The sequence below is a fragment of the Caulobacter hibisci genome (assembly GCF_016135805.1).
GTDB classification, from domain to species: domain Bacteria; phylum Pseudomonadota; class Alphaproteobacteria; order Caulobacterales; family Caulobacteraceae; genus Caulobacter; species Caulobacter hibisci.
Map to the genome: position 1 here is coordinate 85,257 of NZ_JADWOX010000006.1, position 24,074 is coordinate 109,330.

General features: G+C 67.2%; 25 protein-coding genes. 16 read left to right on the forward strand and 9 right to left on the reverse strand.

Annotated features, from left to right (window positions below):
• Nucleotides 1–93 precede the first annotated feature (93 nt).
• Nucleotides 94–333, forward strand: coding sequence for a DUF6894 family protein (locus tag I4Q42_RS10670; protein WP_198576058.1), 240 nt, complete (start codon nucleotides 94–96; stop codon nucleotides 331–333).
• A 12-nt stretch (nucleotides 334–345) separates the two neighbouring features.
• Here the strand turns inward: I4Q42_RS10670 and I4Q42_RS10675 are convergent, their stop codons facing one another.
• The 3 genes from I4Q42_RS10675 to I4Q42_RS10685 form a co-directional block, all read right to left on the reverse strand.
• Complete coding sequence (locus tag I4Q42_RS10675; protein WP_198576059.1) at nucleotides 346–1,119, reverse strand: Crp/Fnr family transcriptional regulator; 774 nt, start codon at nucleotides 1,117–1,119, stop codon at nucleotides 346–348.
• A complete protein-coding gene (locus I4Q42_RS10680) occupies nucleotides 1,116–1,319 on the reverse strand; it encodes a hypothetical protein (RefSeq protein WP_198576060.1) in 204 nt (67 codons plus the stop codon). The genes I4Q42_RS10675 and I4Q42_RS10680 overlap by 4 nt, the downstream gene beginning before the upstream one ends.
• Nucleotides 1,320–1,466: 147 nt before the next feature.
• Nucleotides 1,467–1,733: a hypothetical protein gene (locus tag I4Q42_RS10685; protein ID WP_198576061.1), complete on the reverse strand. Its 267-nt coding sequence runs from the start codon at nucleotides 1,731–1,733 to the stop codon at nucleotides 1,467–1,469.
• A gap of 190 nt (nucleotides 1,734–1,923) precedes the next feature.
• On the opposite strand from I4Q42_RS10685, the gene I4Q42_RS10690 reads away from it, so the two are divergent.
• Complete coding sequence (locus I4Q42_RS10690; RefSeq protein ID WP_198576062.1) at nucleotides 1,924–2,643, forward strand: Crp/Fnr family transcriptional regulator; 720 nt, start codon at nucleotides 1,924–1,926, stop codon at nucleotides 2,641–2,643.
• A gap of 78 nt (nucleotides 2,644–2,721) precedes the next feature.
• Here the strand turns inward: I4Q42_RS10690 and I4Q42_RS10695 are convergent, their stop codons facing one another.
• From I4Q42_RS10695 to I4Q42_RS10705, 3 genes are all read right to left on the reverse strand, one after another.
• On the reverse strand, nucleotides 2,722–4,869 hold the full coding sequence (locus I4Q42_RS10695; protein ID WP_198576063.1) for a catalase: 2,148 nt from the start codon (nucleotides 4,867–4,869) through the stop codon (nucleotides 2,722–2,724).
• A 50-nt stretch (nucleotides 4,870–4,919) separates the two neighbouring features.
• Nucleotides 4,920–5,459, reverse strand: coding sequence for a hemerythrin domain-containing protein (locus I4Q42_RS10700; RefSeq protein ID WP_198576064.1), 540 nt, complete (start codon nucleotides 5,457–5,459; stop codon nucleotides 4,920–4,922).
• Nucleotides 5,460–5,556: 97 nt separating this feature from the next.
• A complete protein-coding gene (locus tag I4Q42_RS10705) occupies nucleotides 5,557–6,852 on the reverse strand; it encodes a dicarboxylate/amino acid:cation symporter (protein ID WP_232793033.1) in 1,296 nt (431 codons plus the stop codon).
• Nucleotides 6,853–6,982: 130 nt separating this feature from the next.
• Between I4Q42_RS10705 and I4Q42_RS10710 the strand changes: the two genes are divergently transcribed.
• The gene (locus I4Q42_RS10710; protein WP_198576065.1) at nucleotides 6,983–7,327 is read left to right on the forward strand and encodes a CsbD family protein; all 345 of its coding nucleotides are present in this window, start codon (nucleotides 6,983–6,985) and stop codon (nucleotides 7,325–7,327) included.
• A gap of 55 nt (nucleotides 7,328–7,382) precedes the next feature.
• Here the strand turns inward: I4Q42_RS10710 and I4Q42_RS10715 are convergent, their stop codons facing one another.
• Nucleotides 7,383–10,736, reverse strand: coding sequence for a DEAD/DEAH box helicase (locus I4Q42_RS10715; protein ID WP_198576066.1), 3,354 nt, complete (start codon nucleotides 10,734–10,736; stop codon nucleotides 7,383–7,385).
• A 422-nt stretch (nucleotides 10,737–11,158) separates the two neighbouring features.
• Here I4Q42_RS10715 and I4Q42_RS10720 point away from each other — a divergent pair, with 422 nt between their 5' ends.
• From I4Q42_RS10720 to I4Q42_RS10750, 8 genes are all read left to right on the forward strand, one after another.
• Entirely contained in the window at nucleotides 11,159–11,683 is a 525-nt protein-coding gene (locus I4Q42_RS10720) for a hemerythrin domain-containing protein (RefSeq protein ID WP_198576067.1), read from the forward strand.
• Between the two features lie 2 nt (nucleotides 11,684–11,685).
• Nucleotides 11,686–11,781, forward strand: coding sequence for a low affinity iron permease family protein (locus I4Q42_RS25990; RefSeq protein WP_232793034.1), 96 nt, complete (start codon nucleotides 11,686–11,688; stop codon nucleotides 11,779–11,781).
• 560 nt (nucleotides 11,782–12,341) lie between these two features.
• Nucleotides 12,342–12,824, forward strand: coding sequence for an ATPase domain-containing protein (locus I4Q42_RS10725; RefSeq protein WP_232793035.1), 483 nt, complete (start codon nucleotides 12,342–12,344; stop codon nucleotides 12,822–12,824).
• Nucleotides 12,825–12,846: 22 nt separating this feature from the next.
• Nucleotides 12,847–13,710, forward strand: a complete 864-nt coding sequence (locus tag I4Q42_RS10730) for an ATP-binding protein (RefSeq protein WP_232793036.1) — start codon at nucleotides 12,847–12,849, stop codon at nucleotides 13,708–13,710.
• 264 nt (nucleotides 13,711–13,974) lie between these two features.
• Nucleotides 13,975–14,412, forward strand: a complete 438-nt coding sequence (locus tag I4Q42_RS10735; RefSeq protein ID WP_198576068.1) for a DUF2231 domain-containing protein — start codon at nucleotides 13,975–13,977, stop codon at nucleotides 14,410–14,412.
• Nucleotides 14,409–15,704, forward strand: coding sequence for a PQQ-dependent sugar dehydrogenase (locus I4Q42_RS10740; RefSeq protein ID WP_198576069.1), 1,296 nt, complete (start codon nucleotides 14,409–14,411; stop codon nucleotides 15,702–15,704). The genes I4Q42_RS10735 and I4Q42_RS10740 overlap by 4 nt, the downstream gene beginning before the upstream one ends.
• 60 nt (nucleotides 15,705–15,764) lie before the next feature.
• The gene (locus I4Q42_RS10745) at nucleotides 15,765–16,235 is read left to right on the forward strand and encodes a hypothetical protein (protein WP_198576070.1); all 471 of its coding nucleotides are present in this window, start codon (nucleotides 15,765–15,767) and stop codon (nucleotides 16,233–16,235) included.
• A 137-nt stretch (nucleotides 16,236–16,372) separates the two neighbouring features.
• Nucleotides 16,373–19,237 carry a PAS domain-containing protein gene (locus I4Q42_RS10750; RefSeq protein WP_198576071.1) on the forward strand — a complete coding sequence of 955 codons (2,865 nt, stop codon included), beginning with the start codon at nucleotides 16,373–16,375 and terminating at the stop codon, nucleotides 19,235–19,237.
• Between the two features lie 114 nt (nucleotides 19,238–19,351).
• Here the strand turns inward: I4Q42_RS10750 and I4Q42_RS10755 are convergent, their stop codons facing one another.
• Entirely contained in the window at nucleotides 19,352–19,543 is a 192-nt protein-coding gene (locus I4Q42_RS10755; RefSeq protein WP_198576072.1) for a hypothetical protein, read from the reverse strand.
• Between the two features lie 333 nt (nucleotides 19,544–19,876).
• Between I4Q42_RS10755 and I4Q42_RS10760 the strand changes: the two genes are divergently transcribed.
• The 5 genes from I4Q42_RS10760 (at nucleotide 19,877) to I4Q42_RS10780 (ending at nucleotide 23,790) form a co-directional block, all read left to right on the forward strand.
• On the forward strand, nucleotides 19,877–20,299 hold the full coding sequence (locus tag I4Q42_RS10760) for a GFA family protein (RefSeq protein ID WP_198576073.1): 423 nt from the start codon (nucleotides 19,877–19,879) through the stop codon (nucleotides 20,297–20,299).
• Nucleotides 20,300–20,675: 376 nt separating this feature from the next.
• Nucleotides 20,676–21,011, forward strand: coding sequence for a hypothetical protein (locus I4Q42_RS10765; protein ID WP_198576074.1), 336 nt, complete (start codon nucleotides 20,676–20,678; stop codon nucleotides 21,009–21,011).
• A 76-nt stretch (nucleotides 21,012–21,087) separates the two neighbouring features.
• A complete protein-coding gene (locus I4Q42_RS10770) occupies nucleotides 21,088–21,291 on the forward strand; it encodes a hypothetical protein (RefSeq protein ID WP_198576075.1) in 204 nt (67 codons plus the stop codon).
• A 180-nt stretch (nucleotides 21,292–21,471) separates the two neighbouring features.
• Nucleotides 21,472–21,633, forward strand: a complete 162-nt coding sequence (locus tag I4Q42_RS10775; protein ID WP_198576076.1) for a hypothetical protein — start codon at nucleotides 21,472–21,474, stop codon at nucleotides 21,631–21,633.
• A gap of 231 nt (nucleotides 21,634–21,864) precedes the next feature.
• Nucleotides 21,865–23,790 carry an ATP-binding protein gene (locus tag I4Q42_RS10780; RefSeq protein WP_198576077.1) on the forward strand — a complete coding sequence of 642 codons (1,926 nt, stop codon included), beginning with the start codon at nucleotides 21,865–21,867 and terminating at the stop codon, nucleotides 23,788–23,790.
• Between the two features lie 78 nt (nucleotides 23,791–23,868).
• On the opposite strand, the gene I4Q42_RS10785 is transcribed toward I4Q42_RS10780, so the two are convergent.
• The gene (locus I4Q42_RS10785; RefSeq protein WP_198576078.1) at nucleotides 23,869–24,069 is read right to left on the reverse strand and encodes a hypothetical protein; all 201 of its coding nucleotides are present in this window, start codon (nucleotides 24,067–24,069) and stop codon (nucleotides 23,869–23,871) included.
• Between the last annotated feature and the right edge of the window lie 5 nt (nucleotides 24,070–24,074).

Below are 24,074 nucleotides of genomic sequence, written 5' to 3' on the forward strand. Positions count from 1 at the left end.
AAGCGTTGGAAGACATGGAAGATGGCCCCGTTGGCCCAGGGGACGGAACAGGGACGCGCGCCTGGTATTCAGATGACAGGCGATCGGCATCCCATGACCCACTTCTACTTTCACACTTGGCGAGGCGACCAGCGGCTCGCCGACGACGTCGGTCTTGAATTGCGCGACTCGGAGCAAGCCCAAGACCTGGCCGCCCGTGACCTGGGGGAAATGGCCCGGGATCTTCTCCATGGGTCGTCGCAGGCCGCGCGCTTGGGCATCGACATCGCCGACGCCGGGGGCGTGGTCCTGGCGCGGCTGACCCTGGTCTTCACGCTCGAGGAGCGCCCCTGAACTCTTGGCGGGTCAGCCGAAGGCCTGGGCCATCGCCGGATCCGCGACGCCGGCGGGCCGTGCGGGCACCGTGGCCCGCGGATCGTGCAGGGGCCGCAAGCCTTCGGGGTCGAATTCGGCCAGAGCGGCCAAGCCGTCCCAATCGTGGATCACAAGCTCGCCGTCACGGACGGTGGCCAAGCCGGACTTCGTCAGGCTTCGCAGGACGCGATGGGTGTGAACCGCCGACAGACCCAGCGCATCGGCGATATCCGACTGCAAGGCGGGGAAGGGGCAGCGGTTGTCTCGCGCCACGGCGACCACGGCCTGGCGCGCGTAGATTTCGCAAAGGAGATTGGCCGTCCGCGCCAAGGCGGTGCGCCGTCCCAGGCCAACCATCCAGTTTCGCTGAACCCGCGCCTCGGTCATCACCGCGCGACACAGGGCCGCCAGCAGGCTTGGATGGCGCCGGATCAGGAGCCTGACTTCGTGGGCCGAGATCTGCCGGATTTCGCATGGGCCGAGCGCGCGGACCTCGTGATCGGCGCCCGTGAAAAGGCCGCTCAGATCCAGCAGGTCTCCCGGGGTGGCGAAGCCCAGAATCTGCCGCCCGCCGCCGGCCAGGACGTGTTGGCGAAAGGCGACGCCGCGCGATAGCAGTCGCAGGCGCGAGGGCGCGCCAGGCGAGACAATGGTTTGTCCCGCGGCGATCACCTCGACCTCCTGGGCGACATCATTAAGACTGTCGCGGACGTCGTTTTGCAGAGGACCGAACCGGTCGATGCTGGCGATCAGCAGCCGGCTCATGACGCATGGGCCTGTGAAGGGCGGGAGATGACGCCGATGCGCTCGTCCTCGCGCCAGATCTCAACCCGCTCACAGCTCATATGCTCTGCCAACAACTGGCGTGCATGGGCGGCGGGGTCACGCCCGCTGTCCATCGCGTCGATATCGACAAAGGTCGCGCTGTCGTCCTTGGCGACCCCTACATAAACGTAGCTTGTCATGATCAATCCCTGGATCACGGTGTCAGGGATGCTAGGCGCTCGTGCGGGCCTTCGCCCTGACATAGGTTAGGACGGCCGCGAAAGCGGTTTTGGTTTTGGCCGCTTCGCTGACGCGCTCGGCATCGCGCTGGGTCGCCGCGCGATGGGCTATGCGTGAAGCAGCGCCGCCGTCGCTGCACGCCCGGCGCTTCGAAAGCCGGTCGTCGCAGCCGGATATCGCGCGCTACACATCCACCCGTCGCGCAGACAAATCCGCACCTCAGCGCTCTGACCGCGTCGAGCGCTGACGTCGGCCAGGACACGGGCGGCGGCCTCTGCGGCCGCCCCGCTCTGAAACACCATGTCCTCGCCCAGCGTCTCGTTGTGAACCCGCCAGTCCCGACCACAGGGTTCGACCTTGATGATCCGCGTCATGACGCCTCCGCTGCCTGTTTCGTCTCGCTTCCTGGCCTTGAGGGCCGCAATGTCGCCGGGTCCGGCGGCCGCATCCGAAACGTCGGGTGCGCGTTCAGGTTTCAAGCGCCTGGAGGGCTTTCCATCCGTCTAGGTTGACGGAGTCATGCGGCGGAAGGGGGCCTTGAGTGACGTTGAAGGACACTGCGCAATGATCGGGGCGCTGGTGCAAAAGCTGCTGCGCCGCGACGACCTTGCGAGCGACGAACGCGAGGCGCTGAGCGTTCTGCTGGGTCCAGATCGACGCGTTGCGGCGGGCAGCCTTATCATCAAGCCGGGCGATCGCCCGACCCACAGCACCTTCCTGGTCTCAGGCTTCTGCGCCCGCTATTCCCTGACCGTGAGCGGCGATCGCCAGTTGACGGAAATCAACGTTCCCGGTGATTTCATCGATCTGCATAGCCTGCTGATGAAGCAGATGGACCATGGCATCGTGGCGCTGTCGGACTGCGTGGTCGCGCCGGCGCAGCATGATGATCTTCGCCGCCTCAGCGGGCGCCACGCGCATCTGACACGGCTTCTGTGGCTGGAGACCGTGATCGACGGAGCCATTCACAGACAATGGCTGGTGACGATGGGGCGTCAGAACGCCGCCAGCCGATTGGCCCATCTGATTTGCGAACTCTACATGCGGCTCGAAGCCGCCGGCCTGGCGCAGGATCATCGCTTCGCCGTTCCGCTGACCCAGGTCGACCTGGGCGACATCCTCGGCTTGACGCCCGTTCACGTGAACCGGGTGATGATGGAGCTTCGCCACCAGGGTCTGATCGAATGGAAGGGCCCGCAGGTGCTGATCCTGGACTGGGCCCAACTGGCCAGCTTCGCCGAGTTCGACGAGACCTACCTGCGCCTGCGGCGCGATCCGGTCTGACGCGCCGGTTTGAAGGGTCGCCGTCCTTCGCCCCTGCGCCGACTCTCGGCGCGGGGGCGAAGGCCGCCGTGAGGCGGGCTAGAAAACCTTCCGGACCATAGGCTCGCGCGCCCAGATCCGACCGCTCTCGGCCGCAGCGATGAAGTCGGCCACGGCGGCCTTGGGGAAGTTGATCAGGCCGGCGTCGACATCCGGGTTGGCGTCCGACAGCCCGCCCTTGACGAACAACGGCGCGGCCGACGGCAGATAGCCGATGACCTTCAAGTGGCCGAACGCGTCACGAACGAAGTTGACGGCCGTCGCCTCAAGGGCGAGAGCCGCGCCGCCTTCGTCCGACGGCATCAGCACGACGGCGTCGAACAACACCGACGGACCCCCATCGACCCGGAAGTCGGCCGGTAGGAGCGCGCCGCCCGCCGTCACGACGCCGGTGATGGTCGGCGCGACGATGGCCAGCTTGGCGCCCGCCGCGGTCACGGCTTGCCGGACCTCCTCGAGCAAGGCGTCATCCACGCCATCGGTCACCAGGCAACCGACCTTCCGGCCGACCAGGCCCGGCGCCGACTTGGCCAGGATGCTGAGCGCCGGCGACGGCTCCATCTCGCCGGCCGGAACGGGAGCCGGCGCCGGGGTGATCTCGCCCCGCAGGCCAAGACCCGCGGCGACCCGGGCCGCCAGCGTCTCGTCGATATTGACCAGGCGCGAGAGCACGGCCTCGCGGACGGCGGCCAGGTTGCACTTGCTGAGTTCGAAGATCAGGGCGGCGACGATGTGGTCGCGCTCCGGTTCGGTCTGGCTGATGAAGAACATCCGAGCCTGGGTGTAGTGGTCGGCGAAGGCGTCCGGCCGCACGCGAAGCTGCTCGCCCGTTTCCAGGGCGGGGAAAGTCCGATAGCCCGTCGCCTGGGATTCCCTGGCGACGTCGGCGCCCAGGCTGGACGGCTCGTAGTTCACCTGGCCCTTGGGGATGCCCATCTGCATGTGGCCGTCACGCTGCAGGTTGTGGAACGGGCACTTGGGCTGGTTGATCGGGATCTGGTGGAAGTTGGGCGAGCCCAGGCGCTTGAGCTGGGTGTCCTGGTAGGAGAACAACCGGCCCTGAAGCAGCGGGTCGTTGGTGAAGTCGATGCCGGGCACGACGTGCGAGGCGCAGTAGGCGACCTGTTCGGTCTCGGCGAAGAAGTTGTCGGGGTTGCGGTCCAGCACCATGCGGCCGACCACGCGCAGCGGGATGACCTCTTCGGGAATGACCTTGGTCGCGTCGAGCACGTCGAAGGGCAGGGCGTCGGCCTGGTCCTGGGTGAAGGTCTGCAGGCAGAACTCCCACTCGGGGAAGTCGCCGGTGTCGATCGCTTCCCATAGATCGCGACGGTGGAAATCGGGATCGGCGCCGTTGATCTTGACCGCTTCATCCCAGACCACGGACTGGGCGTTGAGCTTCGGGCGCCAGTGGAACTTCACAAAGGTCGAGGCGCCGGCGGCGTTGACCAGTCGGAAGGTGTGGACGCCGAAGCCTTCCATCATCCGGTAGGAGCGGGGGATGGTGCGGTCCGACATGATCCACATGATCATGTGCATGCTCTCGGGCGTCAGCGAGATGTAGTCCCAGAAGGTGTCGTGCGCGGTCTGGGCCTGCGGGAACTCGCGATCGGGATCCTGCTTGGCCGCGTGGATCAGGTCGGGAAACTTGATGGCGTCCTGGATGAAGAACACCGGGATGTTGTTGCCGACGAGATCGAAGTTGCCCTGCTGGGTGTAGAACTTGACCGCGAAGCCGCGCACGTCGCGGGCCAGATCCATCGAGCCCTTGTTGCCGGCCACCGTCGAGAAGCGGGTGAACACCGGGATGCGCTCGCCAGGCCGCTGCAGGAAGTCGGCGCTGGTGACGTCGGCGCAGGAGTCCAGGCACTCAAAAACGCCGTGCGCGGCCGAGCCTCGCGCATGGACCACGCGCTCGGGAATGCGCTCGTGGTCGAAGTGCATGATCTTTTCGCGCAGGATGAAGTCCTGCAGCAGCACGGGTCCGCGCGCGCCGGCCTTCAGGGAGTTCTGGTTGTCGCTGATCGGCACGCCTTGATTGGTGGTCAGCTGGCTTGCCGGCTCGCCAGCCTGCTGATGCAACTCGCCGCCGGGGGCGACGAGGGTCTCACCGACCACGCCGGCGCGGTCTTGGCCGCCGTTGACGGGAGATTTGGCGGCAGGGGTCTTGTTGGGGCTTTTGGCCATGGGGTGTCCTTCGAACCGCGCGGGCTCGTCGTGGGGGAAAAGAAGCGGCGTCAGATCGGGGTCGACGGCGGCGCCAGCAGGGCCATCAACTCGGCTTTGCGGGCGGCGAGCTTGGCGCCCAGGGCGTCCAGGTCGATCTTGGTTTGGCGAACCTCGGGGAAGAGCTCTTCTTCTTCCTCCTTGACGTGGTGGCGGACCTGCTCGCCCAGCACCTTGATCTTGGCGTCGTAGAGCGGCTGTCCGGGCGCGCCGGCTTCGATCTGGGCGATCAGGGTTTTGGCCCCCATGTGCTCGACGATGGCCTCGTCGATCAGGTCGCCGTCGCCGGTTTCCTCGCGGGCCGGCGGATAGAAGAACTCTTCCTCGATCTGGGCGTGGACCTTGAGCGCCAGGCAGATCTTGTCGGCCAACGCCTTCTTGGCCGCGTCGTCGGTGAGGGTCTCGTACTCGTCGAAATAGTCGTCCACTTCGCGGTGGTCGGCGGTGAGCAGCGAGAGGGCGTCGGGGCCGACGGTCTTGGGAGCCGCTGACGCCTTGGTCGCCGCGCGCGTCGATGTCTTCCTGGCTTTGGTCTTCGCCGTGGTGGCCATGGGGGATGTCCGGAGGGAATGAGACCTGATCAACCGGGTTTGCCGGCCCACGTTCCCCCGCGCGATCCAGCAAACATCAAATGATGGTCGTTCCGATCTAGGCCACCCGAACGCCTTGGTGTGCGTCGGCGTGGGTCTGAGCGCCGCGGCGCGGCCGGCCGACGATCCGCGCCACCACCAGATCGGTGGTGACGTTGCCCAAGGTCCGAAAGATGTCGGGCACCGTCTCGACCGCCAGCAGGACAGGCAGGGCGTCAAGCGGTACGCCCATCGCCAGGCAGACCGGGCCGATCGTCGCGAAGAACGAGACCTGGGCGGGCAAGCCCACGGCCGCCAGGCTCACGGCCGCCGCCACCAGGATCGCGACGATCAGGTCCGTCGGCGAGAGGGCGATGCCGTGGAGATGGGCCAGATAGATGGCGACGCTGACATTGGCCGCGGCGCTGGCGGCCCTGAAGATCGAAACCGAGAGCGGCAGGACGACCTCGGCGGACCCGGGCGAGGTTTTCAGCGCGCCCGTCGCGGCGATCATCGTCGGCAGGCAGGCCAGCGACGACTGCGTCCCCAGGGCCACCACCTGAACCGGCAGCGCGGCTTTGAAGAAGGTCACGGGGGAAATCCGACCGGCCACAGCGACGAGCCCATAAGCCGCTAGGGTGATCGCCAGGCAAGCGGCGACCACGACGGCGACGTAGTGGGCCAAGGCGCCGGCGGCGCCCAGGCCCATCTTGGCGCCGACGCCAAAGCCTAGCGCCATGACGCCGAGCGGTCCGGCCAGCAGGACCCAGCGCACGATCACCAGCATTGTCGCCACGACCGCTTCGAAAACGGTCATCAAGGGGTCGCGCAGTCGCGTTTCGATCCGGCTGGCCGCGAAACCGAAGAACAGCGCAAAGACCACCAAAGGCGCCATGCTCATCTCGGCCGCGGCCTTGATCGGGTTGGCGGGAATGAGACCGCTGAACCACGCCCCGCCGTGGGCCACGACCGGCGGCGTCGAGCCTGCGGCGTTAAAGGCGTCGCCACCCACGGGAATGGGCACCCAGGCCAGGACCACAGTCGTCAACGACGCGCTTAGCGCGCATGCGGCGATCAGCAGAACCACGAACCAGAGCATGGCGCGTGCCGCCACGCCGCCCGCCGCGGCGCTGGAGGTCGCCGAGCCGACGCCTGTGACCAGGAGACCGAAGACCAGAGGCACGACCGTCATCGTCAGGGCGTCCAGCCATAGCTGTCCGATCGGCGCGGCCACGGCTTCCAGCAGATCGAGCGTCGTCGACGCTCGCCCGCTCAGGGCCGCGCCGCAAGCCAGCCCGACGACAAGACCCAGGAGAATGCGCGTGGACAGGGTGTTCCATCGTCCCATGCTCGACCCCGGTTTTTTCTCGCTCATCGTCTTACCCTCCGCTGAGCAACGCAAACGGCGAGGCGGCCCGATGGCTCCGTCGCAGGAACAAGGGCGAGGCGGCGGGGGTTTGAGGGGGGCTCGTGATCGACGAGCGTCGATACAATGGGAACCTGTGATGAACGAGCAAGTGACGGGCGTGGCCAACCAGGGCGTGGGACGCGTCCAAGACGCTGTTGGCGGCCTGACCGGCAATGCCGAACTCCAGGCCAAGGGCAAGATCAAGGAAGCCGTCGGCACGGTGCAGCAGGCCTTTGGCCAGGCCAAGGGCGGCGTGAAGGACGCCTTCGAGGAGACGCTGGAAGGCGTCCGGGGCCACGTCCACGAACAGCTCGACGCGGTCGAGACTTATGTGGTCTCCAAGCCGCTGCCGGCGGTGGCGATCGCCGGCGCCATCGGCATCGTGGTGGGGCTTTTGCTGAGCGGCCGCAGCAAGACGATCTATCTGCGCGACGCGCGCTAAAGCCTGTCGACGACGCGCATCACGCCCCCGGAACCTGGCTCCGGGGGCGTTTCTTCTATGCGGCTAGGGCCAGCAGCAAGCGCTCGACAAGCTCGCGTCTCTGCGCGTCGCTGTCCGTCGCCTCGGTGATCACGATCTTGCCGTCGTCCAGCGAGATCTCGGTCGCCACGCGCGCCAAGCGCTTGGCTGCGGCCTTGGCGGCGCGCGGCGGGAGACTCAGGGCCACGCCCTTGGGTCCTGCTCGCACCTGGCGAACCTCCGCCGCGCGAGCCAGCGCCTGCAGACGCGCCAAGGACAGGAGCGTCGTGGCCTGGACGGGGACCGGGCCGAACCGGTCTTCCAACTCCTCCTCGAACGCATCGATCTCGTCCAGAGTCTCCATTCGGGCGAGGCGACCATAGAGGCCGATGCGGGTGACGGCGTCAGGGACATAGTCGATCGGGATCGAGCCGGCCTCGCCCAACACCAGGTCCGGGGTCCACGCGCCGGCCTCGACCTCGCCGCGCGCTACCCGCACCGCGCGTTCGAGCAGGCGTTGATACAGCGCCGCGCCGATCATCTTGACGTGGCCGGCCTGGTCCTCGCCCACCAGATCACCGCCGCCGCGCAGGTCGAGATCGCGGGCGCTGATCGCCAGGCCCGATCCGAGGCGGTCGAACGCCTCCAGCGTTGACAGCCGCGCGCGTGTAGCGTCGGAGAGATCGTCTTGGGGGTCTGACAGCAGGTAGGCGATCCCCTGCGTGCGACCTCGACCGACGCGACCTCGCAGCTGGTGCAACTGCGAAAGTCCGAAGCGGTCGGGCCGCCAGACGATCATGGTGTTGGCGCGCGGGACATCCAGGCCGCTCTCGATGATGTTGGTCGCCAGCAGGACGTCGCCCTCGCCATCGGCGAACCCGACCATGACCGCGTCGGCCTCGTCGGCGGACAAGCCGCCGTGCGCGATCCGCACGGAGAGCTCCGGGGCCAATTTCGCCAGGCGCTCGGCCAGGGGGGCGATGTCTTCGATGCGCGGAGCGACGACGAAGCTCTGGCCGCCGCGCCGCTTTTCGCGCATCAGGGCGGTGCGCAAGCTGGCTGGGTCGAACGGCGCCAGGAAGGTGCGGATCGGCCGGCGGCGGGCCGGCGGACTGGCGATGACGCTGACGTCCTGGATCCCGACCATGGCGGCCTGCAGCGTGCGAGGGATCGGCGTGGCCGTCAGGGTCAGCAGGTGGCCGTCGGCGGCCAGGCCCCGCAGCTGGTCCTTCAGCGCCGCGCCAAACTTTTGCTCCTCGTCGATGATCATCAGGCCCAGGTTGTCGAAGGCCAGGTCCTTGCCGCCCAAGGCCTGGGTGCCGATGACGATCCGAACCTCGCCGCTTTCCAGGCCTTTCTTGACGGCTCGCGCCTCGGACGGGGTGACCAGGCGCGAAAGGTGAGCCACCCCGATGCCGCTGCCGGCGAACCGTCGCTTGAACGTCTCGACGTGCTGGCGGGCCAGCACGGTGGTCGGCGCCGCCAAGGCGACCTGCCGGCCGCTCAGGGCCACGGCCGCTGCGGCGCGCAGGGCGACCTCGGTCTTGCCGAAGCCGACATCGCCGCACACCAGTCGGTCCATCGGTCGGCCGGACGCCAGGTCGGCGAGGACGGCTTCGATGGCGGCGGACTGATCCGGCGTCTCCGGATAGGCGAAGCGCGCGGCGAACTTGGCGTAGGCGGCCTTGGGCGGAACGATCGGCTCACAGACGCGCGCTTCGCGCGCCTTGGCCAGGGCGACCAACTGCTCGGCGGCCTCGTCGACATGCCGACTGACCTCGGCGCGGCGCTTGATCCAGCCTTCGCCCTTCAGCCGGTCGAGCGTCACGGCGCTGGCCTCCGCGCCGTAGCGCCAGATCCGGCCGATCTCCTCGATCGGCGCCAGCAGGCTGTCGCCGCCGTGATACTCCAGTTGCAGGGTGTCGTGTTCGACACCGTCGATCTCGACGGTCTTGAGGTCACGCAGCACGCCGACGCCATGGTCCTCGTGCAGCACCACGTCGCCGATCCGCAGATCCGGCTCGGCCAGGAGATCCGTTGCGCTCGCCGCGCTTTTGGCCGCGATGCGGCCGCCGACCACGTCGCTGGCGGCGATCACCACCAGGCCCTCGGAGGGATCGAGAAAGCCGGTGTCCAGATCGACCTGCAGGCTGACGACCTCGCCCAGCGGCGCAGACAGGGCCGCCTGCCAATCGGCCACCGGTTCGGGCTTCAAAGCCAGGCCCCGGGCCAGCGCCTTGGCGAGCGTTCGCTGCTCGTGCTTGAGGCCGGTCAGCACGACGCGATGATGGGCGTCGCGATGGGCCTGGACGTAGTCGCAGAATGCCCGCCCCGGATTGCGTTGCAGGGTGAGGTTCGGGATCGACTCGATCGCATCCAAGTCCAGAACCACCGTCTTCCAGCCGGCCAAGGCGTCCTGCAGGTCCGAGCCCAGCAGGTAGAGCGCGCCGGGCGCCGAAGCGACAGGACCCTCCAAACCGCCTAGGCCGCGGCGCGCCTCGAAGGCCTCGAGCACATGGTCCTCGACGTCGGCCAGCCGCGCGGGCGCCTTCAAGTCGATCGACAGGCGGGCTTTGGGCACGAAGTCGAACAGGGTTTCGAGGGTGTCGTAATGCTCGGGAAGGCCGTGCTCCACGCCGGGCCATCGCGCTTCCTGGGCTTGAATCAGATCCTGCTCGGTTTGGATCGCCGGCAGGATCACCTCGCTGGCGGGGCCCAGCGACAGGCGTTCGATGTCGCCTTCGGACCTTTGGGACAGCGGGTCGTAGGTCCTGATCTCGTCGATGAGATCGTCGGCCGCCAACACGATCCGCACAGGTCGCGCCGCGTCGGCCGGAAAGATGTCGATGACCTCGCCCAGGAAGGCGATCTCGCCGGGCTCGTCGATGCGGTCGTCGCTGACATAGCCGGTCCGGGCGGCGAAACGAACCAGGGCGTCGCGGTCGAGCCGCCGGCCGCGCTCCAGGACGAGGAAGGCGTCGGTCAGCATTGCGCGCGGCGGCAGCTTCTGCACCAGGGCTTCGGGCGAGGTGATCACCACGCACCCTCCTCCGGCGTCGCGCGACAGTCGCCGCGCCACGCGCATGCGCCGGCCCATGATGTCCCGCGATGGCGAGGCGCGGTCATAGGGCAGGCAGTCCCACGGCGGCAGGACCAGGACTTCGAGATTCGATGACAGGCCCGCCAGGGCGCGGCCGATCTCTTCGGCGCGGCGCTCGCTGGACGCCACGTGCACGCTTGGCCCGTCGGCGGTGGAGGCGCGCGCCAGGGCGGCGGCGATCGCGGCCGCGGGAGCCTGAATAGGCGTGCGGACAACGCGCTGCTCGGGCGCCGCGCCCGGCGTCAGGGTCTCGCCGACGGCGGGGACTTTGGGATCAACGGCCGGGACCATGGGAAGCTCTTGAATAAGGAACGGGACGAGGGAGGGCCAGGCGATCGCCTGGAGGCCAAACCCGAGCTGGCGCTGGAAGTTGCAGCGCTTGGCGACGGCTTTCGATTTGCAGCTCAGGCGTCGATCTAAACTGCCGAGCGGCGCGACATCATTTGATGATCGGGCGATGATGTGGCGGCGTAGCGCTCGACATCCCGCCGTAAGCTGTGGCCACGCCGCCTGTCGCCCTTCGAAATGTTTTCAGCCTGATCATCGGCGCTCAGGCTTGTCTCGGGCCGAGCGTGGATGTGGCTGCTGGTCGTCGTGAAGCGGCGGGTCGACCTAACAGCCGCGAACGTCTCGCAAGTCCCTGAAAACTTGGAATGGCGGCCCCGGGTCGTCGTTGCTGTGTTTCAAATTCACGATCCTTCAAGGACCCGCTCATGGCCACCGCCGCCCCCAAGCTCGACGCCGTCGCGCTGTTGAAAGCCGATCACCGCAAGGTCGAGGACCTGTTCGCCCAGTTCGAGGCCGCCAAAGCCGATGGCCGCAAGAAGGCCCTGGCCGAGCAGATCTGCATGGAGCTGACCGTCCATACCAAGATCGAGGAGGACATCTTCTACCCGGCCTGCGAGGGCAAGGTTGAAGAGGACCTGCTGAAGGAAGCCTATGTCGAGCACGACGGCGCCAAGGTGCTGATCGCCGAGATCGAGGCCGGCGGCCCCGACGACGAGTTCTACGACGCCAAGGTCAAGGTGCTTTCGGAAATGATCGAGCACCACGTCAAGGAAGAGGAGCAGCGCGTCGAAGGCATGTTCGCCCAGGCCCGCAAGGCCGGCCTCGACATGGACGCGCTGGGCGAGCAGATGGCCGCCGAGAAGAAGCAGCTGATCGCCACCTACAAGACGGGCGGCCTGCCGGTTCCCGAGACGCCGACCTTCGAAGGCACGACGCTCGCGGCCCACTGATTATGGAAAAGCTGTTCGCGAAGTTCGCGAACGCGACGGGGAAGGCGACGGGCAGCCCCGTCGCCTTTCTGCTGTGCGTCGCCTCGGTGTTGATCTGAGCCGTGACCGGTCCGACCTTCAGGTTTTCTTAGACCTGAACGGCCGCCTTGCGCTGTGTCGAGGATCGAGGCCAGACATTGCCTCCCGTCGTGCCGGGCTTGGCGCGGGAGGACGCAGTGTCGCAGGCGCCATTGCAACGCGTAAACCGTCCGGATTCATGAGACCCTGTGAGAATGTACTCAGCGGCACATAGAATGTGGCAAGCGAGCGTCTGCGCTCGACAAGCAGCCGCGGCGAGCGATCCGCAGGAACGCAACGAGTTCCTGGTCCTGGCCTGTGAATGGCGCCTGTTGGTCTCGTTCCACGACCGCGTCCCCCAAGGGCCGCGGCTGGTTTGGTCACGTCCAACCCAGGCGAGCCTGGATCCGGCGCTCGACGGCCCACTGAGCTAAAGGCCGCGCTTTTTATCGCCCTGCGCTCACCTGAGTGCGGGGCGCCGTAACGTCGCCTCGACACTTCTTTTGCAGCAGAGAAACCTTGGCTTTAGCTCGGGGGTTATCCCCCGGTGGATCGCCGCGGGGGCGTCCGGTTGGGGTGAAGCCCGCCGCCAGGAGCCTGAATGTCGATTGATCTGACACCGCCCAGAGCCGAGCCCCGTGTTGTGACCGGCGTGCCTGGCCTCGATGAGATCCTGGGCGGAGGCCTGACGCGCGATCGCATCTACCTCGTCGAGGGCACGCCTGGCTCGGGCAAAACAACCCTCGCTCTTCAGTTCCTGCTCAAGGGGCGGGAACTGGGCGAGACCGGCCTCTACATCACCCTCTCCGAAACCGAGACCGAATTGCGCGCGGCCGCGGCCAGCCACGGCTGGTCGCTCGACGGCATCGATCTCTTCAAGCTCGTGAGCGAGGAGGGCCTCGATCCCGACAGCGAGCAGTCGGTGCTGCATCCGTCCGACGTCGAATTGGGCGAGACCACGCGCGGCGTCATGCGCCAGGTCGAGCAGACCAAGCCGATGCGCGTGGGTCGAGCGGGCCACCAAGCTGACCGCCCAGCTCCTGGCCTTCTCGCGCAGCCAGCAACTGGACCTGCAGGCCGTTGAAGTCGACGCCCTGATCGCGGGGATGGATGATCTGCTGACCCGCACTCTGGGTCACACCGTCGAGGTGCGCGCCGATCTTCAAGCCGGCGCGGCCCGGGCCAACGCCGATCCCAACCAGCTTGAGTTGGCTATTCTTAATCTGGCGATTAACGCACGCGACGCCATGGGAGAGGGCGGGACGGTTACGGTGTCCAGCCGCATCGCCCACGACTGGCACGAAGGCCTGGAGCCCGGCCGCTACGTGGTCATCGCCGTCAGCGACACCGGGCACGGCATTCCCGCCGAGCTGCTGCAGAAGGTCTTTGATCCCTTCTTCACCACCAAGAGCGTCGGCAAGGGTACGGGACTTGGCCTCAGCCAGGTCTATGGCATCGCCACGCAGTCTGGCGGCACCGTTCGGATCGACAGCACCGTTGGCGTGGGCACGAGCATAGAGATCTGGCTGCCGATCAGCGACGCGGCCGAGCGCCTGCGACCCAGCGAAATTCCCTCCAGCGAAACCCCGCTTAGCCAAGGCGAGCGCATTCTGGTGGTTGATGACGACGCGGGGGTACGGCACTTTATCGTTCAGTGCCTCAAGTCTCTGGGCTATGTCGTCACCGAAGCCTCCGGCGGCCAGGCGGGCCTCGACCGCATCGCTGGAGACCATCCCGACCTGATGGTGGTGGATTTCGCCATGCCGGGGGTCAACGGCGCTCAGGTCGCTACCCAAGCGCGCCAGCTTGCGCCCAACCTGGCCGTACTCTTGGTCACCGGCTACGCCGACGCTCAGGCTATCAAGGATCTGGTCCAGTCAGAGGCCGTGCTACGTAAACCGTCCAAGGTCAGCGATCTGGCGGTCGCCGTCCGACGCACGCTCGAAGAGCGCGCGAGCCTGCCGGCATAGGGGATGGTGCGGACCGTCAATGCGCAATTGAGCAGGCCTAATCTTGACCTTAAAACGAGAGCCGAAGGTTTTTGAGCAACGCCTCAACCGGCTGATCGTCTCTGCCCGCGCTTGGCGCCTTTATCGCGTCGTGGCGTACGAACGGATTGGATAACGAAGTGGGCCTGAAGACGCGGCCCCGCCGACCCGCCACCTGGGACGATGAAACCTATCCGCCGTCCAGGGATTGGACTTGCCGTGCCAAGGCTTGGGGTGGAGGGGCGAATGCCGAATACGGAAACCAGTGGAGGCGGGGCGACGCTGCATCCCCTTCATGCGATCCTCCTGGCCTTTCCCCTGGCGCTCTTCAGCGCCGGGCTGATCAGCGACATCGCCTATCTGCGCACGGCCGTGATCCAGTGGTCGAACTTCTCGGCCTGGCTGATTACCGGCGCCCTGGTGTTCGGCGGCCTTGTCCTGGCCTGGGGCGTCATCGCCGCGGTGTTTCCGCGCCGCAGTTCCCGCAGGCGGGCTCTGGCGTTCCTGGCCGCCGTCGCGGTCATGTGGCTGGCCGGCCTGATCAACGCCTTCCAGCACAGCCACGACGGCTGGCCGTCGGTGGGGGCGCTGGGCCTGACGCTGTCGATCCTCTCGTCGCTGTTCGCCCTGATCGCCGCCGCGATCGGCTATTCCAGCCCATCCGCCCGGGGGATCGTGCGATGAGCGCGCGTTGGATCATCGTCGCCGCCGCGGCGCTCACCCTGCAGGCCTGTGGGCGTAGCGATCCGGGCCTGGACCAGACGGGCGCGGGCAAGCCGCCGCTGCCCGGCCAGCAGGAGACCCTGCTGCCGCCGATGAAGATCGCCACGCCCAAGGGCTGGGACGGCAAGACGCCGACCGTTCCCAAGGGCTTTTCCATCACGCCGCTGGCCACGGACCTGAAAATCCCGCGCCAGATGCTGGTGCTGCCTAATGGCGACATCCTGGTGGCCGAGGGCTCGGGCGGGACCGAATCCAAGCTGCGGCCCAAGGATTTCATCGCCGGCTATATCAAGGCCAAGGGCAAGACCAAGGTGAAGGGCGGCAACCGCATCACCCTGCTGCGCGACGCCGACGGCGACGGCAAGGCTGAGTTGAAGACCGTGCTGGTCGGCGGCTTGAACGCCCCCTACGGCCTGGCCTTCGTGGACGGAACGCTCTACGTCGCCGATCAGGACGCCTTGCTGAAATTCCCGTTCCAGCCGGGCCAGACCAAGATCACGGCCAACCCCCAGACGGTCACCGACCTGCCGTCGCAGATCAATCACCACTGGACCAAGTCGCTGGCCGCCAGCGCCGACGGGGCCAAGCTCTATGTCGGCATCGGCTCCAACAGCAATATCGGCGAGCGGGGCCTGGACGTCGAGCAGGACCGCGCCCAGGTCTGGGAAATCGACCGGCTGACCGGCGCACACCGGGTGCTGGCCAGCGGCGTGCGCAACCCCACGGCCCTGGCGATCGAGCCGCAGACCAAGGCGCTCTGGCTGGTGGCCAACGAGCGCGACGAACTGGGGCCGCAACTGGTGCCCGACTACCTGACCAGCGTGCGCGATGGCGGCTTCTACGGCTGGCCCTACAGCTACTGGGGCCAGAACGTCGATCCGCGCGTGCGGCCGCAGGATCCCCGCAAGGTCGGCAAGGCGCTGGTTCCCGACTACGCCCTGGGCTCGCACGTGGCGGCCCTGGGCGTGAGCTTCGCAAGCCTGGGGGGCTTTGGCGGCGCTTTCGCCCAAGGCGCCTTCGTGGGCGAGCACGGCAGTTGGAACCGCCAGGACCTCTCCGGCTACAAGGTCGTCTGGATTCCATTCGCGGGTGGTCGACCCAACGGCAAGCCCGTCGACTTCGTGACCGGCTTCCTGGACGGCCAGCATGCGCGCGGCCGTCCCGTCGGCGTGGCCTTCGATCCGGCCAAGCGCATCCTGCTGATCGCCGACGATCTCTCCAACACCGTCTGGCGCGTGGCGCAGGCCCAATGACGCCGTCGCGGCGCTCGTCACGCCGTCTGACCTTTCTCGAGACCGGAATGTTGAGGCAGCATGAAAGCCACAGACCTTGTTCCCTCCGCGCTGATCGGCGCCGTCGCCAGCGCCCGCTCGATGACGCCGATGGCGACCCTCGCGACGGCGAGGCTGGCGGGCGGCAAGACGCCGGGCCACCTGGTCCTGCTTGATCATCCCCTGTTCAAGTTCGGCGCCCTGGCCATGGGCGTTGGAGAGCTCTTTGGGGACAAGATGAAGTCCGCGCCTGATCGCACCGTCTTCCTGGGCCTGCTGGCCCGGGTGATGAGCGCCGGGATCGCGGGCGGCGCCCTGGCCCCGCGCGGCAAGGAAAAAGTCGGCGCGGCGGTGGCGGTCGCAACGGCGGTCCCGCTGGCCTATCTCACCCTGGCCGGGCGCAAGCGCGCCATGGCGGCCATCGGCCAGACGCGGAGCGGCTTGATCGAAGACGCCCTGATTGTCGCGGCCGGCGCGGCGGTCGTGGCTCTGACGGTTCGCGGACGGCGCTAGCCACTCGCCAACGCCTTCGCGATCCTGCAGGCGAGGTCTTCGTGGTCCTAGACCCGGAAGCCCGAAATCTCTTAGCCTCCTTGGCGGTGGAGTGACCCGGCAAAAGCCTGGGCCATGGTTTGTCGTTGAGTTCGGGGATGATGTTGCAGGGGGACGCGCCGACAGGACCAAACACGCCCAATTTCCTGCGCGGCGGCGGGGAGATGGGCGCGCTGATCCGCGCGTTCGACTGGAACACGACCTCGCTCGGGCCGCCGGCCGGGTGGCCTCAGTCGCTGCGCACGGCGATCCGTTTCCTGCTCAACTCCGGCCATCCGATGTACGTCTGGTGGGGACCAGACCTCCTGTCCTTCTACAACGACGCCTACAGCCAATCGATCGGCCCCGAGCGCCACCCCGGGTCGCTCGGCCGCCCCGGTCGCGAGGTCTGGGCGGAGATCTGGGACATCATCGGCCCGCAGATCGACCAAGTCATGTCCGGCGGGCCACCAACCTGGCACGAGAACGCCCTGGTGCCGATCACCCGCAATGGGGCGCGCGAGGACGTCTACTGGACCTACAGCTACGGTCCGATCGACGATGATGACGCGCCGCACGGCGTTGGCGGCGTTCTCGTGCAATGCACCGAGACCACGTCGTCGGTGCTGGCCCAACGCAGCCGGGCCGATGAGACCGAGCGCCAGCGACGACTGTTCCAGCAGGCGCCTGGGTTCGTGATCATCATGCGCGGCCCCGACCACATCGTCGACTTCGTCAACGACGCCCACCGGCGGGTGTTCGGCAGCGACAGCTGGCTGGGCAAGTCGATCCGCGAGGCGTTCCCGAGCATCGAGGGGCAGGGCTATTTCGAGGAACTCGACGAGGTCTATTCCACCGGGACGATCTATCAGGCCCACCAGGCGCCGGTGACCTACCAGCGTGCGCCAGGCGAGCCGATGCAGGCCCGGTTCATGAACTTCATCTACGCCCCCGTTTTCGACGACCAGGGCCAGATCAGCGGGATCTTCTGCGACGGCTACGACGTCACCGACGGCAAGGCCGCCACGGAAGCCCTGGAACGCAGCGAGCAGCAACTTCGCCTGGTCGTCGAGGCTTCAGAGATCGGCTTCTGGGACGTCGATATGGTCCAAGACCTCCTCTATTGGCCGCCCCAGACCAAGGCGATGTTCGGGATCTCGCCAGCGGCCTTCGTCTCGCTCACCGACTTCTACGCCGGCCTGCATCCGGAGGATCGTCCGGCGATCACCGCGGCCTTCACCGCCGCCGCCGACCCGACCCAACGCGCGCTCTACGATGTCGAGTCCCGCACGATCGGCAAGGAGGATGGCGTCGAGCGGTGGGTCGCCGCCAAGGGGCGTGGTCTGTTCGAGGCCAATCGCTGCGTCCGGGTCGTCGGCACCGCCATCGACGTGACGGCGCGCAAGCACGCCGAGGCCGCCTTGCGCGACCTGAACGAGACCTTGGAGCAGCGGGTGGCCGCCGCGCTGCAGGAGCGCAAGGTCCTGGCCGACGTGGTGGAGTCGACCGACGCCCTGATCCTCGTCGCCGACCTCGACTATCGCTACTTGGCGATCAACCGCGCCAGCGCCGATGAGTTCGAGCAGGTCTATGGGGTGCGCCCCAAGGTCGGCGACAACATGCTCGACCTGCTGGCCGACCGCCCCAACCATCAGGCGGAGGTCCGGTCGCTGTGGTCACGGGCTCTGGCCGGTGAGGCCTTCACCACCATCCACGAGTTTGGCGATCCGGCCTTCGATCGACGCGCTTACGAGATCAAGTTCAACATCCTGCGCGATCGCGATGGCCGCCAGATCGGCGCCTTCCAGTTCGTCTACGACGTCAGCGACCGTCTGCGCGATCAGGCCCGGTTGGCCGAAGCCGAATTCCAGCTTCGCCAGAACCAGAAGATCGAGGCCATCGGCCAGCTCACCGGCGGCGTGGCCCACGACTTCAACAACCTGCTGATGGTGATCCTGGGCGGCCTTAGCATGGTCGATCGTCCGGGAGCGCCCGAGCGCCGGCAAAGGATCCTCGACGGCATGCGCCAGGCCGCCGAGCGTGGCGCCTCCCTGAGCCGCCAACTCCTGGCCTTCGCCCGCCGCCAACCGCTGAAGGCCGAGCCGGTTGACCTTCGCCAGCAGCTCGCCGGCATGCGCGACTTGCTCGATCGCGCCTTGCGCGGCGACGTCCATGTCGAAACCGTGCTGGCCGACGATCTGTGGGCGATCCAGGTCGATCCCGCGGAACTGGAACTGGTGCTGCTCAATCTCTGCGTCAACGCTCGAGACGCCATGCCCGAAGGCGGCACGATCTCGATCGTCGCGGAAAACGCGCCGCGGGCGGACGGGCAGGGCGATTTCGTGCGGCTGACCGTGCGCGATACGGGCGTGGGCATGGCCAAGGAGGTCTTGGCCCGAGTGTTCGAGCCGTTCTTCACGACCAAGGAAATCGGCAAGGGCTCCGGCCTTGGCCTGCCGCAGGTTTATGGGTTCGCCGAGCAGTCGGGGGGATCGGTGAGCGTCGACAGCACGGTCGGCCGCGGGACGGCTGTGACGCTGCTGCTACCCCGGACCCTGGAGGCGCCCGCGGCCTCGGCTGCGGCCGCGATTACAAGCCTGGAAGGCCTGCGCGCGCCGACCGCCGAAGCCGTGCTTCTGGTCGAGGACGACGACGAAGTGGCCGCCTTGGTCTGCGAGATGCTGCGCGAACTGGGCTATGTCGTCACGCGCGTCAGCGGCGCCGAAAGCGCTCTGGGCGCCATGGCCAATGATCGAGCCATCGACCTAGTGTTCTCCGACATCATGATGCCGGGCGCCATGAACGGCGTTCAACTGGCGCAGGAAATTCGGCGGCGGCGGCCCGGACTGCCTGTGCTGCTGACCTCGGGTTACGCCGAAGCGGCCATTCGCGAGACCGAGATCGAAGGCGTCGCGGTCCTGCCCAAGCCTTACGACATCGACACCCTGGCCCGTCGCCTGTTGGATCTGCTCGGCGCGACCTAGCTTGTTAGGTCGGAGCCGCTTCCGGGCAGAAACGCGCCTTTCCAAGGCGGGATTGCTCGGCGTGATCGCAAGTTGGCCGCCGCGCCGCCGCGCCGCCGATCGCTCCGGTCTTGCTCAGGCGCGATCGGACTTTGAATCTTTCTTGAAGGTGTCGCCAACGGCCGCGGCCGATCCTCCATCTGGACCAGCCTTGGACTGCGACGCCTTCCCGGTGCGTTCGACCGCCTTGCGTCCGCCCAACGCCGTGAACGCGCCCGGCGCCTCGGCCTCATTGGCCTTGCGGCCCGGGGTGTTCTGATCGTCCATGGTTAGGCTCCTTGGTAGGGCTGGCCGCCAGATCATGACTTGCTCGGCGACGGCGCCGCGCTTCAGGTTCAATCAACGCACAGGGCTGACGCTGGACCCATCTCCAACGGGTAGGGAGGCCGGTTTGTTTCTGACGCGGTTTGCCATCGGCTTGGGCCTGGCACGGCCCACTTCGGATTGTCTTTAGCGTCCTCCGGCTCCTGCAGCGTCTCGCCCGGTGAGCAGGCCTGTTCCCACTCAGGGGGCTACCGATGGCCACGAATTCTCCCCGCGCCCTGCGATGCAACCTCGGGAGCCTGGGGGTTGTTTGCAGTGCAGCATGGAGGACAAGCGATGCGGATCGCGCAATGCCGATGCGGAGCGGTCTCGGTTCAGTGCGCGAAGGAGCCGGTGGGCGTTTCGGTGTGTCACTGCCTGGCCTGCCAGCAGAGAACAGGAAGCGTGCTGGCGGCCCAAGCCCGGTTCGAGGAAGGCTCGATCCTCATCAGCGGTCAGACCAACAGCTATATTCGGGCGGCCGATAGCGGGGCGCGGGTGCTCTATCTGTTTTGCCCGCGTTGCGCCGACACCATCGCTTACGTCAACGAGCGCGAGCCCGATCTTGTGGCGATCCCGCTGGGCGCTTTCGCCGATCCCCATTTCCCTGCGCCAACGGTGTCGTCCTACGAGCATCGCGCTCATTCATGGGTTTTGGTGGCCGGCCTGGGGGAGACCATCGCCCCTGAGGGTCTGAAGGACGATGTTGCCGGAACATAGTTCGACGCGAGACTGCGGCCTCCGGGGCTAAGGATCGACGACCGACAATGGCAAAACGATGCGTGCATCCCGTGGAATTCACGCTGGGACCGGGGCGCATTGCCTGGGTCGGTTACACCTCTCATCGCGCCGTGGCGTACGAACGGGGGAATTTCGTAGGAATAGTTCCGAACTTTCGACAGGGCGCCTATTCCCAAGATCTTGGCGGGCAAGTCCGAGGCGCGGGCCGGACCCTTGATCGCCTATCTCGTTTCACTGAAATTGGACGGGTTGGCGATCGCCACGAAGGGGGCGCAAGGCACGGATGCGCGGGGCCCTGTCGAACAGACCGCTCGGCCAGGCGTTGGTTCGTGGACGCAAAACCAGGAGGCCGACGATGAGCACGGGCAAGGATCCGCAAACCGCTGACGGTCTGGGCGGCGTCCACAAGGTCAACACACCGCGACCCAGCGCCCCGGTGGCCCCTTCGGATGCGGAGGCGGTCGTGGTGGCGCGCGGTCCGCTACCCGGGTCGGACGGCTTGGTCGACGATCCCGATCAGATCGCCAAGGTGGTTCACACCGTGCCCGCGCCCGTCGAGACGGCGTCGGACGCCAATGCCCGCGAGTCGACCTTGCGACCGATCCAGACCCCGGAAGCGCCATTCCAGGACGCGCGCATCGCGCCCGAGGGTCCGTCAGCCTGGTCGGCCGAGAAGAAACCGGGCGCCTAGGCGGCCAGGCGCGAGCGTTTGCGGCGAACAGCGAACCTTCCGGGGCGTTCAAGCTGACACAAGGTAGGAGGCAGACATGACCAAGTTGACCGAGACCAAGCGCGACAAGCTGCCCGCCAAGGATTTCGCCAAGCCGGACAAGCGCGCCTATCCGATCGAGGACAAACCCCACGCCAGGAACGCCAAGGCGCGGGCGAGTCAGGCGGTTAAGGCTGGCCGAATGTCCAAGGCCGAGGCGAGCAAGATCGCCAAGAAGGCGGATGCGGTGCTCAAAGCGTAGCCGCGCCGGGAGATCACCCCGCGAACGACATCATTTGACTGTTGAGGCCGCCTAAGCCTGCGCATTAAACCGCTGGCCGTTACGACGCGAATATTTCGGGCCAATCCCGCTGGCGGACTTTGTTTCCCCACGTCGCCCGAGAGTCGTTCCGACCCTTCGCGCCGGCGGAGGAAAAACGCCATGTCCAATCTGACCTTCGCCGTCGCGGCCGCGATCTTGCTGACGGCATGCTCCAAGCCCGTACCAGCGCCGACGCCCGAGAGCAGCGCCGACAACGCGGCCGCCTCCGCGCCGGCTGGTGTGGGCGCAACGCGCGAAAAACTCCCCCGACCCGGTCAATGACGGAAAGCCGACCGCGAAGTCTGCCCGAACCGAAGCGGCGCGCCAGCCAGGAACCTGAGGCGTAGCGACGCCAGCCTGGCGTTAAGGCGCCTCGCCTCAGGGAACGCGCGGATGTCGTCGATTGTTGTCTTGTGGATCGGCGCGCGCCCGTCCGCGGGTTGCGCGCATGGATGATCGCTTCCCGCGTTTTGTTTCCCGAAGATGCCCGCCGCGCAGCGGATCCGGACGCCCATGCCTATTCACTTTCACGGACTAGACGTCGGCGGCGTGGGCAACCTCGCTCAGGTTCTGGAATCCAGTCCTGACTGCGTGAAGATCCTGGACCTCGAGGGACGGCTGTTGTCGATCAACGCCGCCGGCTGTGCGTTCCTCAGCCAATCGAGCGGCGCGCTCGAAGGACGCCTGTGGACCGACTTTCTTCCCGTCGAGGTGCGTCATGACGCTGAAGGCGCCGTGACCGGCGCTGGCCATGGTGCGACGTTGCGGCTTTCCACGCCTTGCCAAACGCCCAGGGGCGTTCGCCACTGCGACCTGACGGTCTCGCCGCTGCGTGACCCGCAAGGCGATGTAATCGCCATCCTGGCGATCACCCGCGACGTCACCGATCTCGTGCAAGGCCGGCTGGCGGCCGAGCAAAGCGCGCGCGACATGGCCCGGCAGTCCGCGGCCTTGCGGGCGGCGGGTCTGGTGGCCAAGCTTGGCGCGTGGGAAATCGACTATGGCCGCGGGGAGATCTTCTGGTCCGACGAGATCTGGACGCTGATGGATCTACCGCCTCGCGGCCTCGCTCTCGAAGACGCCGCGGCGGTCTTCACCGGCGAGAACCGCGAACAGTTACGCGCGGCGATGCTGCACTGTCGCGCCACGGGCGAGCCCTTCGCCCTGGACCTTCCGGTGACCCGGGCCGACCGATCGGTGCTGTGGGTGCGGTTGTTTGGCGAGAAGGACGTCTCGGGCGACGTCCTTCGCGGCGCTGTGCAGGACATTACCGCCCAGCGCCTGGATCAGGCCGAGCTCATTGCGGCGCGGGACGCCGCCGAGGCCGCGAACGCCGCGCAAAGCGCCTTCCTGGCCAATGTCTCCCACGAGATTCGAACGCCGCTCCACGGTATCCTGGGCATGGCGCAGGTCATGGAGACCGAAGCGCCGACGCCACTGCAACGCGAGCGCCTAGGGGTCATCCGCCAATCAGGCGAGACCCTGATGGCCTTGCTCAACGACATTCTGGACCTGTCCAAGATCCAGGCCGGCCGCTTGGACCTGCGCGAGCGCGAGTTCGACCTTTCAGCGGCGCTCCAGGCGGCCTGCGGGCCCTTCGTCTATCTGGCCGCCCAGCGCGACCTGACGCTCGACGTCAGCGTGGAGCCCTCGGCCGCCGGACGCTGGCTGGGCGATGACCTTCGTCTGCGCCAGGTGATCTCGAACCTGGTCTCCAACGCCGTGAAGTTCACCCAGGCCGGCGGGGTGAGCGTTGTCGCCCGTCTGGACGGCGAGGCGCTTTGCGTGGCGGTCATCGACTCCGGCCCAGGCGTCTACCCGGCCGAGCTCTCGAAACTGTTCGACAAGTTCAGCCAGGGCCGCGCGGCTTCGGGGGGGACAGGTCTTGGCCTGGCGATCTGCCGGGAACTCGCCCGGCTCATGGGCGGCGACGTCGAGGTGCGCAGCACGCTGGGCCAGGGTTCGACCTTCGAGGTCCGCGTTTCGTTCCGGCGCGCCTCGTCGCCGCCGGCGGAGAGGCCGGCCGAGCCGGCGACCGCGTTGGCCGAGCCGGGCGAGCCCCTCCGCGTGTTGGCCGCGGAAGACAATCCGACAAACCAACTGATCCTTCGATCGATGCTGGCGCCGCTGGGCGTGGATCTTCGCGTGGTGGGCGATGGGGTCCAAGCCGTGCAGGCCTTCCAGATCGACGCCTTCGACGTCGTCCTGATGGACATCCAGATGCCGGGCCTCAACGGCATGGAGGCGACGCGAGCGATCCGCGCCTGGGAGGCCGAGCAAGGCCGTGCGGCGACGCCGATCATCGCGTTGTCAGCTAATGTCATGGCCCACCAGGTCGAGGCCTATCACCGCGCCGGCATCGATGACGTCGTCGAAAAGCCCATCGACCTCGCACGCCTATACGGCGCGCTCGGTGGTCTGGCCGAGCGCCGGGCCTAGGCGCGTTCTAAGCCGTGATCGGTCGCGCGCCGTGGCGGCGGCGAAGCCGCTGGATCGGTATGAGTCGTGCGGGCCCGGTCAGCCGAGCGGCTTCTGGTAGATTTCTCCGCCGCCCGCTTGGCGGCCGCCGGCTTCCTCGGCGACAGCCTTCAGGCGCGCGGCCGATCGCAGGGCGGCGTCCACGGTCAGGGAGCCGACCGGCCCGTCGGGTCCGGAGATGACGATGTCGCCGTCGCTTAAGGCGACGTCCAGGGGGGTGTCATAGGCAGCTTGGGTCATGGACG